The sequence below is a fragment of the Pseudomonas frederiksbergensis genome (genome assembly GCF_003732705.1).
Lineage (GTDB): Bacteria > Pseudomonadota > Gammaproteobacteria > Pseudomonadales > Pseudomonadaceae > Aquipseudomonas > Aquipseudomonas frederiksbergensis_F.
This window is the reverse complement of record NZ_MOBR01000015.1, coordinates 235,525-252,273: the sequence shown is the minus strand read 5'-3', so window position 1 is coordinate 252,273 and position 16,749 is coordinate 235,525. Positions and strand designations below refer to the sequence as shown.

Sequence of the window (16,749 nt, the reverse complement as noted above, 5' to 3'; positions counted from 1 at the left end):
AGGCGCGAGGCTTGCCCGCGAAGCTTTTTGCCGTCCGCGAAACCCCAACACTTCTATTGACCTGCTGCAATATCCACGACTAATGGACCATAGATAATGGCCCACTAGTGGCGTTTAATGCAGTCACAACAAATAGAAGACGCATGGGGTGATGAAGATGACGAGAGACGGATCTCTGGTTGGGCATGTGCCTGCACCAGTACTTGCGCCAAAGAACCTTTGGCTGACGCCGACGGTGCAAAGCATCGCCCTGGTGCTGTTGCTCTGTGGCATGGCCTTGGGCGGCGCGTCGCTCTACATCGGCCTGCCCGTGGCCGTGCTGATCATCTGGCTGCCGCGCCTGCGCACACGCGCAATCCCCGATTCAATCCCTGCCGACAGCTCAAGCGCCATTGCCGAGTTGACCCGCGACCTTTCCTACACCACCAGTCACAACGCGCTGTCCGCTGCTGGCGTGGCGTTTTCGGTCAAGCAACTGGCCGAGAAGGTGCAATCGCAACTCGATGCCGCCAAGCGCATCGTCAGCAACGCCGAAGTGATGATTTCCACCGAACAAGCCACCTCGACGCTCAGTCGCGAAGCCTTGAGTGCGGCCAGTGAGGCCCATCAGAGCAGTGCCGCCGGGCGTACGGAGTTGATCGAATCGATTTCCCGCATGCATCAGCTCAGCCAGCGCGCCAGTGCCAGTCGAGAACTGATTGAAGCCCTGAGCCTGCGCAGCGACGACATTCAGCGGGTCACCCTGGTGATCCAGTCCATCGCCAGCCAGACCAACTTGCTGGCACTGAACGCCGCTATCGAAGCGGCACGGGCCGGGGAACACGGTCGCGGTTTTGCGGTGGTGGCGGATGAAGTTCGCGGTCTGGCCGCCCGCACCGCGACGGCCACCGGCGAAGTCGGGGAAATGGTCGCCGACATCCAGCAACGCACCGCGCAAGTGGTGGAACAGATTCGCCAGCTCTCCAGCGATCTGGACGTCGGCGTCAAACAGGTGGAGCACACCGGCCAGCATCTGGAAAACATCGCGCGCCTGGCCGCCGGCGTGGAACAGCAGGTCGGGGAAATCGCCCGGGGCGCTGACACCAACCGCGAGCAACTGGACGGCCTGTTTCATGCCATCGAGCAGATGCGCAGCGATTTGGCGATCAGCGATCAACAGACCCAACATCTGGCCAAGGCGGCGGTGCAGATGGAAGGGCAGGCCGAAACCATCAGCGAGCGCCTGGCCGAGGTTGGCCTGGACGATTATCACCAACGGATTTATGACCTGGCCCGCGAAGGCGCGAGTCAGATTGCTGCGCGTTTTGAGGCGGATATCGATCAGGGCCGGGTCAGTCTCGATGATCTGTTCGATCGCAATTACCAGGCGATTCCCAACACCAGCCCGGCCAAGTTCCAGACGCGTTTCGACCGCTACACCGATCAGGTGCTGCCGGCGATCCAGGAACCGTTGCTACCGCGCCATGAAGGTTTGGTCTTTGCCATCGCCTGTACGCAGCAGGGCTATGTGCCGACCCATAACACGGTGTTCAGCCAGCCGCTGACCGGCGATCCGCAAGTCGACACCCTGCAAAACCGCACCAAACGCAAGTTCGCCGACCGCACCGGGATCCGCTGTGGCAGCCATCAGCAACCGGTGTTGTTGCAGACCTACACCCGCGATACCGGTGAGTTGATGCACGATTTGTCTGTGCCGATCATGCTCAAGGGGCGGCATTGGGGTGGATTGCGGCTGGGCTACAAGCCCGAGAAACCGCGCTAGTGCGAGGCTTATTGATGACTTGACGGGCTTTTTGTGGCGAGGGGGCTTGTCGGAATGCCGCATCACCCCGTTCGGCTGCGAAGCAGTCGCCAATCCAGGCAACTCGGTAAGCCTGAGGGGGCCGCTTCGCGGCCCAACGGGGGCAAGCCCCCTCGCCACAGGCAAGTGCACACTTCAGGGGGCTCTTTTTTGCTCAAGATTTTTCAGGTGTGCGGCCTAGTGAACCTGATGCATCCGCAGGTTCAAATCGTCCACCACCCGCGCCCAGTCCGCGTCTTCACGCAGTTGTTCTTTTAGGAAACCGGCTTGTTGCGGGGTCCAGAACTCGGCGTCGATCAGTTTCTTGTCGTCGGCGAGGGGGGAGTGGCTGGCGATGAAATCGTCGATGGCCTTCTCGCTGGAGTCCAGGCCGAGTTGGTCGAACAAACCTTTCAAGTCGTGTGTAGGTGAATCCATGTTCATCTCCTTGCGGGTCGCGTCGAGTGCGAGATCTGAGGGGCGGCTTCACTGCATCTGAGGGAGCCGCGCTTCAGGAGTTCGATTGCGATGGTCGAAAGCAGGGGAGAGCATAGACGGCAAAGCGGGATCAGTCTTTCAATGCGCCGCCATCAACCGCCAGCTTCAGGGCCTTGGCGGCTTCCTGGGCGGCAATGAACGCGACGTCCGAGGTTTTGAACCAGCGATCCTTCTCGACTTGGTGATAGGTCACGGTGGTCAAGGGTGGTTTGGCACGCATCACAATGACAGCCTGGAATTCGCCTTCAACTTCTCTGGCTTCGCCCCGGATAAAAAATTCACCGATATCAAATTCCGTCACGTAGCAGCCTTCCCTTGGAAATATTATGTTGTATTGAAAGCCGTCCGCCGAGGGGCCGGAATTCATGGGGTGCGCAGTATGGCAGTAGTTGCCGGCCGACGGCTGAGTTAAGTCGTCGGCGTGACGAAACGTCATTCGGGATAAAAGGCAATGGTGGGCGTCAGGTGCGTGTGGCCAGTGAACGGGCGAGGGCACAGGCTTCGTTATGGTGGGTGCGGAAACCTCTTACACGACCGGTGGCCGTTTCCTTGATGTGGAAGAACGCCTTGCCGGCCGGTATCACCTGGAAGCGCGGCATGACCAGCGTTGCAAAGGGCAGGACATACGCCTGGAATACCACGGGATGCAGGGGCGCCGGGTGGTTGGTGTGGATTGTCGAGTGATTCGCAAAGTGAGTCATGGTGCACATAAGAAGTCCTTTTCGTGTGTTAACCGACGTGTGTTCGTCGTTTTGAGTAGTCTCGACGAGCGTCGCTGCTCTAGAATCGCCATCACTGTTGGCGATTGGCATCCATCTAAAGCAATTTTTTACGGGCGATATGTCGGAAAAGTGCTTTTATTGAAGGGATTTTTCCCTAAAGTCAGTAGTCCGCTTTTTCCGGCGGCAAGAAGGGTGTTTTCCTTCAAGGTTTGGCGAACGTCAGGGAGGACGGCGCGAGTGACAATCCAGTAATCTCTCTTACCTCGCGATAGATGAGCGCTCTGCTCAGTTCAGGATTTCGACCCGGCTCATTCGGCACACATTCGCCATGGCCGCTTTTTCTGCTGTGCGTTTTTCCTGCGTGCGGCATCATTTTCAGATGTGGGGATGTTTCCTTGGCAGTAAGTAATCTTGATATGCACGCGTTGTTCGTCCTGGGTGATTTGCGTGCGAAGTTGGTTAAACAGTTTCAGTCCCGTTTTGTCTATGTCACCGAACAGAACGCTGAAGGCATCTACATTGCCGAAATCGATACCGAAGCAGCACTGGTGGTGGACGACAAGCCCGGCCTCAAACTCAAGGTCGGCGATCATTTCAGCGCCTCGGTATTGCCCAGTCGCGAAGGCGGCAAACTGGACATCAAGTTCCGTGAAATCAAACTGACGGTCTACGGCCTGGGCGATTACGCGTTTGTCACCACCGCCGACGGTCACGGCATTGTGTTCAAGGAAGGTCATAGCGTGGTGATGGTGTTCGCCGCTCACCAACAGTTGCAGGAAGGCCTGACCAAAACCCTGAAAGCCGTGACGGCCAAGGCCGCCAAGTGGCGCAAGGGTGAACTGGTGACCTTCAAGGCCAGCGAGTAATGCCCCTGACCCGCGCCGATTTTCACGTGCAGAACCTTGCCAGCGCACAGGTCGAGGCCCAGCGCCTGTTCGACCAGAAGGCCGTTCTGCAAAGCGGTTGGCTGACTTGGGTGGCGTCACAGATCTACACCTTGCGTCCGGCGGAGTACGCCAGCATGGTGCGAAGGGAATTGGCCCGGTTGCAGCAACCTTCTGAAAAGTAATCCTCGCACCTCGTGATCCCTAAAAAGCGGGAACCTCTACTACAGTCAATGGACTGAGTATTCAGAGGCTTGCGGTCTTGTCTGTCAGGCCATCCTGCTATTGCTGTGAACAGCACGAGGTGCAAAAGCATGAAAGGACTTCGACAGTTGCTGGCCGCTACCCTGGCCACCTTTGGTTTGTTGGCCTCGCCGGTCCCGGTGTTCGCGGCCCAGGCGCCAATCCACTTCGCCGACCTGAACTGGGAAAGCGGCAGCCTGATCACCGATATCCTGCGGATCATCGTCGAGAAGGGCTACGGCCTGCCGACCGACACGTTGCCCGGAACCACCATCACGCTTGAGACCGCCCTGGCCAACAATGACATCCAGGTCATTGGCGAAGAGTGGGCCGGGCGCAGTCCGGTGTGGGTCAAGGCGGAAGCCGAAGGCAAGGTCGTGAGCCTGGGCGACACGGTCAAGGGCGCCACCGAGGGTTGGTGGGTGCCGGAATACGTGGTCAAGGGCGACCCGGCCAAAGGCATCAAGCCCCTGGCGCCGGACCTGCGCAGTGTCAGCGACCTGCCGCGCTACAAGGATGTCTTCAGCGACCCGGAAAGCCCAGGCAAGGGCCGCTTCCTCAACAGCCCGATTGGCTGGACCTCGGAAGTGGTCAACAAGCAGAAACTCACGGCCTACGGCTTGAACGACAGTTATGTGAACTTCCGCAGTGGTTCGGGCGCCGCGCTGGACGCGGAGATTGCTTCGTCGATCCGCCGTGGCAAACCGGTGCTGTTCTATTACTGGTCCCCGACGCCGTTGCTTGGGCGCTTCAAGCTGATTCAACTGGAAGAACCGCCGTTTGACGCCGAAGCCTGGAAAACCCTGACCGACGCCGATAACCCGAATCCGAAACCGACCCGTTCGCTGGCTTCCAAGCTGTCGATTGGCGTGTCCACCCCGTTCCAGAAGCAATACCCGCAGATTGCTGAGTTCTTCACAAAGGTTGATTTGCCGATCGGGCCATTGAACAAGGCCCTGGCGCAGATGAGTGAGAAACACACCGCACCGCGCCAGGCGGCGGAGGCGTTCATGAAGGCGCATCCGGACGTGTGGCAGGCGTGGTTGCCGAAGGATGTGGCGGATAAGGTGAGTGCCTCACTGAACTGAGCGCATACCCTGTAGGAGCAAGGCTTGCCCGCGATGGCGATCTCATGGATGTCATCGCGGGCAAGCCTTGCTCCTACAGGAGGTGTACTTAGAACCGCGTCTGTACAGCCAACTCGAATGTCCGTGGCGTCCCCAGGTAATACGCCGGCGAAACATGCGCAAACTCGGCATACACCTCGTTGGTCAGGTTACGCACCCGGCCGGTCACGGTGGTGTGCTGGTCGACCTTGTAGCTCAGGAAACTCCCGAACAGCGTGTACGACGGCACAGTCATGGTATTGGCGCTGTCGGCAAACACCGAAGCCACGTACCGCGCATCGACACCGCCCTGCCATTGCGGCGCGAAGTCATAGGTCAGCCACAGGTTACCGACCCGATCCGGCACGTTGGTCGGCGTGTTGCCTTTACGTGAAACCACTACGCCTGCCGCGTTCTTCTCGGTGAACTCGTCGTATTGCGCATCGACCCAGGCGAAGTTGCCTTCGGCCAACAGCCTGTCGGTGATCTTGAAGGACGAGGCCAGTTCGATGCCTTTCGACGTCTGCTGACCCACCGGAATGCTTAGGGTCGGGTCCAGCGGATCGGTCACCGCGAAGTCTTTACGCTCGATGGTGTACGCCGCCACCGTCGCCGATCCGCGACCGCCCAGATAATCGAACTTGCTGCCGACTTCCCACTGTTTGCCGGTGGACACATCAAAGTTCTGCGTGCCGTTGGGCTGTTCGGCGGCGGTGCTGTATTGCACGTAGACGTTGGCCGTGGGGATGAACTGGTAGGTCAGGCCGACCCGCCCGGTCACCGGCTCCCACCTTTGCTTGAGGTGCCGGGGATTACTGGCGGTTACCTCGCGGTGATTGGTCACGTCCAGGTCGATGTCGTCGTAACGCAGCCCGGTCAGTAGTGCGAGTTTGTCAGTCAATGCCAGCCGGTTCTCGACGAACAGCGCTTTGGTGGTGACCTCGTTGGTCTTGTCGCTGATCAGTTTGGGATTGGTGCCAGGGATGTCATAGAAGTGCCCCGGCTGGAAATTGTTCGGGTCAACGGTGCTGGCGCCTTTGACGTTCAGCGGCGAGTTGGTGGTCTGGTTGACCTTGTACTCGAAACCGCCGGACCAGGTGGTGTCCAGACCGAACAGGGTGTTGTCGTGGCGCAGCTCGAACTGGTTGCCATTCTGCTCACCCTGATGCCGCACCTGATACGCCGTGGAGCGGTTCACCGCGCTGTTGTCGGCGTTGTACTGGTAGGTTTCCAGGTTGCGGTAGTCGCGCTGACTGTCGAGGTGATACAGGGTGTTGCGCAGGCTGGTGCTGTCGTTGATCCGGTAGTCGATGATCGAGCGCACCCAGATCGTGCGCTGCTCGTAGCGACCATCCTCGACGTTGTAGTTATTGAAGCGGTTGTGTTTGTCGATCTTCAACTCGCCAGCCTTGGGATTGAGCACGGGCGTGCCCCAGTACGGACTGTCTTCGTGTTCGTCCTGATATTCCAGGGCCAGGGTGTGGGACAGGTTCGGCGTCAGGTCGCTGAGCAGCGAGAACGCCACGCTCCAGGCATCGCGCTCCTGACGGTCGATGTAACCGTTGCTGGCGTTGTGGCTGACGTCGAGTCGCTCGTAGTGCTGAACGTCCGCCCCGGCCTCACTGAGGGCGTGGTTGAGGCCAAATGCGGTCTCGGTGGTGTCGTAGCTGCCATAGCTGACCCGACCTTCGGCGGCTTGCTCTTCGCGGGTCGCCAGTTTGGTCACGTAGTTCAGCGAACCGCCCACGGAACCGGCGCCATTGATCAGCGACGAGGGGCCGCCCACCAGCTCCACCCGATCATAAATCCACGCATCCACGGGGCGCGCCAGACCGCCGGAGACGTTGATGCCATTGAACATCTGGGTGATCTGGCTGCTGGTGAATCCACGGTAAGAGACAAATCCGCCGAAACCCGGCGGTGCACTGGCATTGACGCCGGGCAAGGTGTTGGCGGCGTCCTGGAAGTTCTGCGCGCCATGGCGCTCGATGTCGTTGCGGTTGGCGATGGCCACCGAGGCCGGGGTGTCCCGTACGCTCAGGCCCAGTCGCGAGGCCATGCCGCTGGATTGATCAAGGCTCAGGCCCGGTTCGGTATTAGCTTCGCCATCAATGGTGATCGGCGCCAGATCGACGGTGGATTGCGCCCAGACATTAACGGACAGGCAGCCAAACAGGCTCGCCAGTAAAGGGATGTGTTTCATCGATGAATCCTGAATTCTTGGCTAGGAAACAGCACACAGGCGAACGCCACGCGTAGGCGTAGTGAGCTGATCGGAAAGGCAAAAAAATCAGGCGTAAGGCGGGGCGCGGGGGTTGGCTGAAGGCCAGGTGTAGCGGGCAGGGAGGTCTATATCGGCAGCGACGGCCAGCGGTGGGCTGTGCTGTTGCGGGAGAATCGCCAGGGTCAGGCTGGAATTGAGCGCCGGACCCATGCCGCCGGTAGAGCACAGCGGGCAGCCAAACGCCTTGGACAGGGTCGGCAGCTTCTCATCGGAGGTGTTCGAGGCGGCCGGCGCCTGGGTCGCCGGGTCGACGCTGCAGAACTGGCCGCCGAGGCCGTTGAGCTGCATCCCGACCATTTGCCCGTGACCGATACTGCAGGCGAACACGTTGAACAGGACGCAGCAATAAAGCATCCAGGCCATCAATGTGCGATCAGTTCGGGCGAGTTTCATGGGGCGGCACTTTACCACCGCCGATGACATTTACCCTTACAAAAATGCTCGATGAAGTTCATCCTGCTGCGACATTTCACGCTGGAAGTCTGAATATGAGCCTAATGGTCGCGCAATGGATTGCTGCAATCTTCCTGTTGATCAGCCTGATTCACTTGTATTGGGCGGCAGGTGGCAAGCTTGGAAGCGAGGCGGCGGTGCCGCGAGTGCCCGGGGAGGGCGGTGGGGAGTCAAGGCAAGCGTTCAAGCCCTCGGGCTTTGCCACGTTGCTGGTGGCGGTGGGTTTGCTGCTGATTGCGATGCTGGTGTGTTTGCGGGTCGGTCTGTATTTGCCGACGGTGCAGCATTGGTCGCTGCAATGGGTGATCAGCGCGATTGCAATGCTGATGTTTGCTCGGGCGATCGGGGATTCGAACCTGATGGGGTTCTTCAAGCAGGTCAAGGGCTCGAAGTTTGCCCGGCTTGACACCTGGGCCTATTCGCCGTTGTGTGTGGTGTTGGGGGCGGGGTTGCTCGCAGTGGCCTGGATTTAAAAGCTTCGCGGGCAAGCCTCGCTCCTACGGGTCATGTGTTGAATCATCAACCCCAACCTGTAGGAGCGAGGCTTGCCCGCGAAGAGGCCCGCCCAAACACCAAAAATCCTGAACCTAACCCTGACTGTCAGTCCGCCGACTACTCACCTCAGCCGGCACATCATCCCCGGCCATGCGCTTGCGGAACAACGCCGCCCGCGCCAGCAGCAACGTGGTCACCGGCACCGTAATCGCAAGCAAAATCGGGATCAACCACGCATGCAGCACCGGCGCGGACTTGAGGGCCGAAAAGTAAATGATCGACGCCAACGCCACGCACCACGCGCCCAAGGTCGAAGCCAGGGCGGGCGGGTGCATGCGCTGGAAGTAATCCTTCATCCGCAGCAACCCGGCCGCGCCAATCAGCGCAAACAGACTGCTGAGCACCAACAGGATCGCCACCGGGATCTCGACCCACAACGACAATTCGCCATTCATTCGATCACCTCGCCACGCAGCAGGAATTTGGCCAGGGCAAACGAGCCGACGAAGCCGAACAGGGCGATCAGCAGCGCCGCCTCAAAGTAGGTGTCACTGGCATAACGAATGCCCAGGGTCAGCATCATCAGCATGGCGATGATGTACAGGTAATCCAGCGCCAGAACCCGGTCCTGGGCCGATGGGCCCTTGAACAGCCGGATCAGGGTCAGGATCATCGCCACCGAAAAGATGAACAGGCTCAGCAGAATCGCGTTCGACAGCAATTCGCTCATTCGAAGATCTCCATCAAGGGGTGCTCGTAGGTTGTCTTGAAGTGCTCGATAAACGACGCTTCATCATCCAGGTCGAATACGTGCAACAACAGAATGCTGCGGTCCAGCGCCAGTTCCGACCACACCGTGCCGGGCACCACCGTGCAGATCATCGACAACGCCGCCAGGCCGTTGGCATCGCGCAAGTCCAGCGGCACTTTGACAAATGCCGAGCGCGGTGGGCGCCGACCGGCATTGAGCACGCCCCAGGCCACCGTGAGGTTGGACACCACGACGTCGCGACCGACCAGGAAGAACAACCGCACAATCACCCCCGGCCGCCGAATACGAATCGGCAATGGTCGCAGCTTGCGCATCATCAACGGCGCACAGAACCCCAGTGCCGCGCCCAGCAGCAGATTACCGGGGCTCATCGACAGGTTCAGCACCAGCCACAACAGCCACAGCGCCAGGGACAACCAGGGTGCAGGAAACACACGGTTCATGGTTGCACCTCCGCCATCGCAGCCTTGGCTTCGGGGCTCGGAACCGCGCGGGTGCCGAGCACCGCCATCACGTATTGCTGCGGGTTGTTCAAGGCATCCGCGGCAGCCTGGGTGTAGCGCAGCAGCGGTTCAGCCTTGAAGGTCAGCACAATGCTCAGCCCCAACAGCGCGATGATCGGCACGCACTCGAAGCGTCGCAACAGTGGCGAGGGCCGCTCCTCAGGCGTCCAGAAACGCTGGATGCCCAGGCGCGAGAAGGCAATCAGCGAGGCCAGGCCGGACAGGACCAGCAATGCCAGCAAACCCCACGCCGCGTTCGAAACCGGTACATCACCGCTGTTGCCGATGCCCAACGGATTGAGGAGGGCGCTGAGCAGGCCGAGCTTGCCGATGAACCCGGAGAGCGGCGGCATGCCGATGATCAGCAGCGAGCAGGCAATGAAACTTAAACCGAGGAACGCCATGGTCCAGGGGATCACCTGGCCGACCACGGCTTTCTGTTCATCATCGAGGTTGATGCCTTTGGGCGGTTGCAGGGATTCCATCGGCCGTGGCAGCAAGTCGCCGTCATCGTACAGCGGCATTTCGTTGACCGAACGGGAGCGCTCGATCAACTCGGCCAGCAGGAACAGCGCACTCAATGCCAACGTCGAGCTGACCAGATAGAACAGCGCCGCGCCAATCAGGTTCGGTTGGGCGAAACCGATGGCCGACAGCAGAATCCCCGCCGACACCAGAATGCTCAGGCTGGCGAGGCGTTCCAGCCGTTGCGCGGCCAGAATCGCCACGCCCGCGCAAACGATGGTCGCCATGCCGCCATAGATCAGCCAGTCGCCACCAAAGTAGGCGGACGCCCCGGCCTGGCCGGAGAACAGCAGCGTCCACAGCCGCAGCAACGTGTAGACGCCGACCTTGGTCATGATCGCGAACATCGCCGCCACCGGCGCACTGGCAGCGGAATAGGCCGGGACCAGCCAGAAGTTCAGCGGCCACATCCCGGCTTTCGCCAGGAACGCCACCGCCAGAATCGCCGCGCCGGCATGCAGCAGGCCGCGATCAGCTTCCGGCACCAGCGGGATTTTCAGCGCCAGATCGGCCATGTTCAGGGTGCCGGTGACGCCATAAATCAGCGCCGCGCCAATCAGGAACAGCGATGAGGCCAGCAGGTTGATCGAGATGTAATGCAATCCCGATGAAACCCGCGCCCGGCCCGAGCCATGCAGCATCAAACCGTAGGACGCGGCCAGCAGCACCTCGAAGAACACGAACAGGTTGAACAGGTCCGCGGTCAGGAACGCGCCGTACAGGCCCATCATCTGAATCTGGAACAGCGCGTGGAAGCTTGAACCGGCGCCGTCCCAGCGGGCCATGGCAAACAGCAGGGCGCTGACACCGATAATCCCGGTCAGCACCAGCATCAACGCCGAGAGGCGATCCACCACCAGTACCAGGCCAAACGGCACTTGCCAGTTGCCGGGCAGGTACACGCCGATGGAGCCGGGCACGCCGGTGGTTTGCGTCCATTGCAGCAACAACACGGAAATCCCCAGGCCCAACAGGCTGGAGAACAGGTTGATCTTGGCTTTCAGCGGGCGATGTTTTTCGCCAAGCAACAGCATGATCGCGGCGGTCAGCAGCGGCAGCAGAATCGGTGCGGCGATCAGGTGCGTCATCGCATTCATTCTTTAGGCTCCCGGCCATCCACATGGTCGGTGCCGGTCAGGCCCCGGGAGGCCAGCAACACCACCAGGAACAGCGCGGTCATGGCGAAGCTGATGACGATGGCGGTCAGCACCAATGCTTGCGGCAGCGGGTCGGTGTAATGCAGCAAATCCTGGGGCACGCCGTCCTTGATGATCGGCTCCTTGCCGATAAACAGGCTGCCCATGCTGAAGATGAACAGGTTGACGCCGTAGGACAGCAGGCACAGGCCCATGACCACCTGGAACGTCCGTGGCCGCAGGATCAGCCAGACCCCGGACGCGGCCAGGACGCCGATGGCGATTGCGATGACTTCTTCCATCAGACGGCTCCTTTGGCGGCAACGGATCGGGGCAGGCCGGCGGATTTGGGCTGCGCTGCGGTCTTGTGACCCCGGACCGATTGGTGGGCGATGGCGGTGAGCATCAACAGGGTCGAACCGACCACCACGGCGTAGACGCCGATGTCGAAGAACAGCGCACTGGCGATATGAATGTCGCCGAGCACCGGCAATGAGAAATGCCAGGTGTGGGTGGTCAGGAACGGATAGCCAGCAGCCATCGCCCCCAGCCCGGTGACCGTGGCGAACAGCAGCCCGGTGCCCATCCAGCGCAGCGGCCGCAGGCTCATTTGCGCCTCGACCCACTGCGTGCCAGCGACCATGTATTGCAGGATGAACGCCACCGACATCACCAATCCGGCAACAAACCCGCCGCCCGGTTGGTTGTGACCACGCATGAACAGATAGAACGACACCACCACTGCAATAGGCAGCAGCAGGCGCACCAGCACCGCCGGCACCATCATGAAACCGAGGGCGGTGTCGCTGGCGTGACGCGGGTTGACCAGATCGGTCACCACATCCGGCGCGAGCAAGCGCTGCTGGGCCGGCAACTGCAGGCTTTCTTTCGGCGGGCGGAAGCGACGGAGCAGGGCGAACACGGTCAGCGCCACGGCCACCAGCACGGTGATTTCGCCGAGGGTGTCGAAGCCACGGAAGTCCACGAGCATCACGTTGACCACGTTGCTGCCGCCACCTTCAGGTAGCGCGCGACTGAGGTAGAACGAGGAAATATCGTTCGGCGTCTGGCGGGTCAGCATCGCGTAGGCCAGCAACGCCATGCCGCCGCCCACGCCGGTCGATAACAGCAAGTCACGGATACGGCGGATGCGCGCCTTGCGCAGGCTGCTCGGCAGCGGTGATACCTCTTCGATCCGTCGAGGCAGCCAGCGCAGGCCCAGCAGGATCAGCACGGTGGTCACCACTTCGACCACCAGTTGGGTCAGGGCCAGGTCCGGCGCCGAGAACCAGACGAAGGTCACGCAGGTCATCAACCCGCACACGCTGACCATGGTCAGGGCTGCGAGACGGTGATACTTGGCCTGCCACGCCGCGCCAAGGGCACAGGCAATCGCCAGCAGCCAGAGGATCACGAACACAATCGAGCCCGGAATCTTTGGCCGATCGCCCCAGCTCAGGCTGCTGTGGAGCATCGGGATCAACCCGGCCAGCACGGCCGCGAGCACCATCAGGAACAATTGGGTTTGCAGGCGCTTGGTGCTGATCCGCCGCTCCAGACGCCGGGCCAGGCGCATCATCACCACCAGGCTGCGCTCGAACAAGCGCTTGCCGTTGAAGCGGCCAATCAGCGGCGGGTACTTGAAGCGGCCGCGCTTGAGCTGATTACGCAGCAGCAGGTAAAGCACGATGCCGCAGGACATGGCGATCAGGCTCATGATCATCGGCGCGTTCCAGCCGTGCCAGATGGCGAGGCTGTATTCAGGCAGCGTGCCTCCGACCACGGGCAGGGCCGCCGCCGCGAGCAACGGGCCGACCACTTGCGCCGGGAAGATCCCGACGATCAGGCAGGTGAACACCAGCAACTCGACGGGTGCGCGCATCCAGCGTGGCGGTTCATGCGGGGTGTGCGGCAGGTCGGTGGCGGGCGGGCCGAAGAACACGTCGACGGTAAAGCGCAGGGAGTAGGCGACGCTGAACGTACCGGCGATGGTCGCCACGATTGGCAGGGTCATCTCGACCCAGGCCGTGGCGTTGATGAACACGGTTTCGGCGAAGAACATCTCTTTGGAGAGGAAACCGTTAAGCAGCGGCACGCCCGCCATCGAGGCGCTGGCGACCATCGCCAGGGTGGCGGTGAATGGAATCAGTTTGATCAGGCCGCTGAGCTTGCGAATGTCCCGGGTGCCACTTTCGTGGTCGATGATCCCGGCGGCCATGAACAGTGAGGCCTTGAAGGTGGCGTGGTTGAGAATGTGGAACACCGCGGCCACGGCAGCCAGCGGACTGTTCAGGCCCAGCAGCAGGGTGATCAGGCCGAGGTGGCTGATGGTCGAATAGGCTAGCAGCCCCTTGAGGTCGTTCTGGAACATTGCGCAATACGCGCCGAGCAACAGGGTGCAGGCGCCGGCGCCACTGACGATGTAGAACCATTCTTCACTGCCGGACAGCGACGGCCACAACCGTGCCAGCAGGAAGACCCCGGCCTTGACCATGGTTGCCGAGTGCAGATAGGCCGAAACCGGGGTCGGCGCCGCCATCGCGTGGGGCAGCCAGAAGTGGAAGGGGAATTGTGCGCTTTTGCTCAAGGCGCCGATGAGGATCAGGGGCAGCAGGATAGGGTAGAGGGCATGTGCGCGAATCAGATCGCCGGCGGCCAGGACCTTGTCCAGGTCATAGCTGCCGACCACATGGCCGAGCAGCATGACCCCCGCCAGCAGGCACAAGCCCCCGGCACCGGTGACCATCAGCGCCATATAGGCGCCGCGTCGCGCATCGGCGCGGTGGTGCCAATAGCCGATCAACAGGAATGAGAAGAGGCTGGTCAGCTCCCAGAAAAAAACGATCTGGATCAGATTGCCGGAGATTACCAGCCCGAGCATCGCGCCCATGAACGCCAGGAAAAACGCGAAGAACCGCGGCACCGGATCGTCCGGTGACATGTAGTAGCGGGCGTACAGTGACACCAGCGTGCCGATGCCCAGCACCAGCAGCGAGAACAGCCAGGCAAACCCGTCCATGCGCAGGACGAAGTTCAAACCGAGGCTGGGCAGCCAGAAAAACTCTTCGCGGATTACGCCGCCATGGGCGATTTGCGGGTACAGGAAAGCGACCTGGATGGTGCCAATCAAGGCCACCAGGCCAGCCAACAGCGATTCGGTATTACGCGCGTTGTGTGGCAGCAAAGCCGCGACACAGCTGCCGATAAAAGGCAGAAGCAGTAGAACTATCAGGGACATAGGCTTCTAATCTGCGGAAGTTTGTGAAGCATCATACGTGCCAGCTCTCGGATCGCAAAACGCCAACGTGTGGCAGGATCCTACAAGGTAGGCGGGAAAGGCGGGTTTTTCACTGTTTCAGAGGAATGGTTTCAGCAAGCCCGGCGCCTTCGCGAGCAGGCTCACTCCTACAATGGTTCGGAGTACACCAGCCCATGTGGGAGCGGGCTTGCTCGCGAAGGGGCCATCACATTCAACGGAAATGTTGACTGACAGTCCGCCTTCGCGAGCAAGCCCGCTCCCACAGGGATCTGCATTGATAGGAAATGTTGTGTGCAGCGCCAAACCCCTGTGGGAGCGAGCCTGCTCGCGAAAGCGATTTATCAGTCACATCAACCTAATCAACAGCCTCATTCTCCAACTCGCCCTCAACCTGCTCGCGCTGCTTACCCTTGGTCTTCAATTCACTGACAATCACCGCCGCCACAATCAACCCAGCCCCCAGCAGTGCAATCCCCGGCAACCGCTCCCCGGCAATCCGCCCGACAATCCCGGCCCACACCGGCTCGCCGGCGTAGATCAACGTCGCCCGGGTCGGCGAAACGCTTTTCTGCGCCCAGTTCATCGCCACCTGGATTGCCGCACTGGCCGCGCCCAAACCCAGGGCGCTGCCCAGCAGCAACCAGGAGAAATGCGGAATCGCTTCCTGTGTTGGCACCACCATCAGAAACGCCAGCATCGAAGTCACCGCCAGTTGCACCACCGTCACCCGCCGCACATCCACCTGGCCGGCATAGGTGCTGATCAAAATGATCTCGGCGGCAATGGCGACGGTGCTGATCAGCGTGGCGATTTCGCCAGGGCTGAAATCCAGCGAAGCCCCGGAAGGCCCGGACAACATCATCAACCCGGTAAAGGCCAGCATGATGCCAATGCTCGGCATCAACCCCGGACGTTTGCCAAACACCATCCACTGCAACAGCGGTACAAACGGCACGTACAACGCGGTAATAAACGCCGACTGACTGCTGGGAATCGTCTGCAAACCGACGGTCTGCAAGCCATAACCGAGCATGATCGCCACGCCGATGAATGACCCGGCCTTGAGTTCCAGCAGCGTCAATGCCCGCAGGCTGCGCCAGGAAAACAGCGAGACAATGCACGCCGCCGCCGCAAAGCGCAGGCCGACGAAGAACATCGGCCCACTGACCGTCATCGCATGCTGCACCAGCAAAAAGGTGCCACCCCAGACCATGGTGATCAGCACCAGCACGCACTCGGCCTTGCTGAACCGCGAGAAACGGGAGGAGGTGTGGGGAGTGTTCACCGACGTCATGACCTTGCGCGCTACCTGAGGCGGACGCACAATGCGCCCGAATGTTGCGCAGTATACTGCCCAACCCTACCGAGTGAGCAATATAGTGCACAAAGATTCTCCCCCACGGGCTTCGGTCCTCCAGCACGTCAGCCAGAACGTCAAACGCCTGCGCCACGCCGCCGACATGAGCCAGACTGCTCTGGCGGAAAAGTCCGGGGTCAGCCGCCGCATGCTGGTGGCCATCGAGGCCGGCGAGAAAAACGTCAGCCTGACCACCCTCGACCGTGTGGCCGAAGCGCTGGAGGTGGCGTTCAGCGACCTGATCCAGGCCCCGGACGCCCGTGATCCGAGCCGTATCAATGAACTGGCCTGGGCCGGCACGATCCCCGGCAGCAAAGCCGTCCTGCTGTCCAAAGCCACCGCCACCCGCGAAGTGGAGCAGTGGGAATGGTGCCTGCAACCGGGGGAAATTTACCCGTCGCAACCGGATGCCGATGGCTGGAGCGAACAGATCTACGTGTTCGAAGGCTGCCTGACCCTGATGCTCGGCGATACGCCCCACGCAATCGCCGCCGGCGAGTTCTATATGTTCGCCAGCAACCAGCCCCATACCTATCGCAATGACGGGGAAGTGGCGGCGCGGTTTGTGCGTAATGTGGTGATCTGACAGGGGATCACCGATCATCGGAAAGATCGCGATACCTGTAATTTCTGACAGTAGACGTAGAACCTTCGTGAACTTTAAATGGGTCAGCAAGCGCTTGCCTGAGCCCAGCCGTGGAGACGTGTAGTCGTCGCTTGTTTCAGGCTTTA

The 16,749-nt window shown here is 60.8% G+C and carries 17 protein-coding genes and 1 pseudogene; 6 read left to right on the top strand and 12 right to left on the bottom strand.

Annotated elements, in window-relative coordinates:
- Positions 1-151 precede the first annotated feature (151 nt).
- Positions 152-1,762 (top strand): methyl-accepting chemotaxis protein, encoded by a 1,611-nt coding sequence (locus tag BK667_RS17265; RefSeq protein ID WP_375539175.1) that lies wholly within the window; start codon positions 152-154, stop codon positions 1,760-1,762.
- A gap of 216 nt (positions 1,763-1,978) precedes the next feature.
- Here BK667_RS17265 and BK667_RS17260 read toward each other — a convergent pair whose 3' ends face one another.
- The 3 genes from BK667_RS17260 to BK667_RS17250 all read right to left on the bottom strand — a co-directional run bounded on the left by BK667_RS17260 (position 1,979) and on the right by BK667_RS17250 (position 2,988).
- Positions 1,979-2,218, bottom strand: coding sequence for a DUF2789 domain-containing protein (locus BK667_RS17260; RefSeq protein ID WP_084323168.1), 240 nt, complete (start codon positions 2,216-2,218; stop codon positions 1,979-1,981).
- 130 nt (positions 2,219-2,348) lie between these two features.
- Positions 2,349-2,579 carry a hypothetical protein gene (locus BK667_RS17255; RefSeq protein ID WP_123508819.1) on the bottom strand — a complete coding sequence of 77 codons (231 nt, stop codon included), beginning with the start codon at positions 2,577-2,579 and terminating at the stop codon, positions 2,349-2,351.
- Between the two features lie 160 nt (positions 2,580-2,739).
- Complete coding sequence (locus tag BK667_RS17250; protein ID WP_123598364.1) at positions 2,740-2,988, bottom strand: hypothetical protein; 249 nt, start codon at positions 2,986-2,988, stop codon at positions 2,740-2,742.
- A 407-nt stretch (positions 2,989-3,395) separates the two neighbouring features.
- Here BK667_RS17250 and BK667_RS17245 point away from each other — a divergent pair, with 407 nt between their 5' ends.
- The 3 genes from BK667_RS17245 (at position 3,396) to BK667_RS17235 (ending at position 5,215) form a co-directional block, all read left to right on the top strand.
- Complete coding sequence (locus BK667_RS17245; protein WP_123508817.1) at positions 3,396-3,866, top strand: hypothetical protein; 471 nt, start codon at positions 3,396-3,398, stop codon at positions 3,864-3,866.
- Entirely contained in the window at positions 3,866-4,069 is a 204-nt protein-coding gene (locus tag BK667_RS17240) for a hypothetical protein (RefSeq protein ID WP_123508816.1), read from the top strand. Before BK667_RS17245 ends, BK667_RS17240 begins: the two co-directional genes overlap by 1 nt.
- Before the next feature lie 129 nt (positions 4,070-4,198).
- Complete coding sequence (locus BK667_RS17235) at positions 4,199-5,215, top strand: ABC transporter substrate-binding protein (RefSeq protein ID WP_123598363.1); 1,017 nt, start codon at positions 4,199-4,201, stop codon at positions 5,213-5,215.
- Between the two features lie 88 nt (positions 5,216-5,303).
- Here BK667_RS17235 and BK667_RS17230 read toward each other — a convergent pair whose 3' ends face one another.
- Positions 5,304-7,436: a TonB-dependent receptor gene (locus BK667_RS17230; protein WP_123598362.1), complete on the bottom strand. Its 2,133-nt coding sequence runs from the start codon at positions 7,434-7,436 to the stop codon at positions 5,304-5,306.
- An 87-nt stretch (positions 7,437-7,523) separates the two neighbouring features.
- Positions 7,524-7,910: a DUF2946 domain-containing protein gene (locus tag BK667_RS17225; RefSeq protein ID WP_123598361.1), complete on the bottom strand. Its 387-nt coding sequence runs from the start codon at positions 7,908-7,910 to the stop codon at positions 7,524-7,526.
- A gap of 95 nt (positions 7,911-8,005) precedes the next feature.
- Here BK667_RS17225 and BK667_RS17220 point away from each other — a divergent pair, with 95 nt between their 5' ends.
- A complete protein-coding gene (locus tag BK667_RS17220) occupies positions 8,006-8,443 on the top strand; it encodes a DUF3995 domain-containing protein (protein WP_123508812.1) in 438 nt (145 codons plus the stop codon).
- A 114-nt stretch (positions 8,444-8,557) separates the two neighbouring features.
- On the opposite strand, the gene BK667_RS17215 is transcribed toward BK667_RS17220, so the two are convergent.
- From BK667_RS17215 to BK667_RS17185, 7 genes and pseudogenes are all read right to left on the bottom strand, one after another.
- Entirely contained in the window at positions 8,558-8,920 is a 363-nt protein-coding gene (locus tag BK667_RS17215; RefSeq protein WP_123508811.1) for a Na+/H+ antiporter subunit G, read from the bottom strand.
- The gene (locus BK667_RS17210; RefSeq protein ID WP_123409606.1) at positions 8,917-9,195 is read right to left on the bottom strand and encodes a K+/H+ antiporter subunit F; all 279 of its coding nucleotides are present in this window, start codon (positions 9,193-9,195) and stop codon (positions 8,917-8,919) included. The genes BK667_RS17215 and BK667_RS17210 overlap by 4 nt, the downstream gene beginning before the upstream one ends.
- Positions 9,192-9,680: a Na+/H+ antiporter subunit E gene (locus BK667_RS17205; RefSeq protein WP_123598360.1), complete on the bottom strand. Its 489-nt coding sequence runs from the start codon at positions 9,678-9,680 to the stop codon at positions 9,192-9,194. The genes BK667_RS17210 and BK667_RS17205 overlap by 4 nt, the downstream gene beginning before the upstream one ends.
- Positions 9,677-11,362 (bottom strand): monovalent cation/H+ antiporter subunit D, encoded by a 1,686-nt coding sequence (locus tag BK667_RS17200; RefSeq protein WP_123598359.1) that lies wholly within the window; start codon positions 11,360-11,362, stop codon positions 9,677-9,679. The genes BK667_RS17205 and BK667_RS17200 overlap by 4 nt, the downstream gene beginning before the upstream one ends.
- The gene (locus BK667_RS17195) at positions 11,359-11,703 is read right to left on the bottom strand and encodes a Na+/H+ antiporter subunit C (RefSeq protein ID WP_007986256.1); all 345 of its coding nucleotides are present in this window, start codon (positions 11,701-11,703) and stop codon (positions 11,359-11,361) included. The genes BK667_RS17200 and BK667_RS17195 overlap by 4 nt, the downstream gene beginning before the upstream one ends.
- Positions 11,703-14,639, bottom strand: coding sequence for a monovalent cation/H+ antiporter subunit A (locus BK667_RS17190; protein ID WP_123598358.1), 2,937 nt, complete (start codon positions 14,637-14,639; stop codon positions 11,703-11,705). Before BK667_RS17190 ends, BK667_RS17195 begins: the two co-directional genes overlap by 1 nt.
- Before the next feature lie 376 nt (positions 14,640-15,015).
- Positions 15,016-16,045, bottom strand: a pseudogene (locus tag BK667_RS17185) (DMT family transporter).
- Here BK667_RS17185 and BK667_RS17180 point away from each other — a divergent pair.
- Positions 16,040-16,603, top strand: a complete 564-nt coding sequence (locus BK667_RS17180; protein WP_123508805.1) for a helix-turn-helix domain-containing protein — start codon at positions 16,040-16,042, stop codon at positions 16,601-16,603. The pseudogene BK667_RS17185 and the gene BK667_RS17180 overlap by 6 nt on opposite strands.
- Positions 16,604-16,749: the final 146 nt, after the last annotated feature.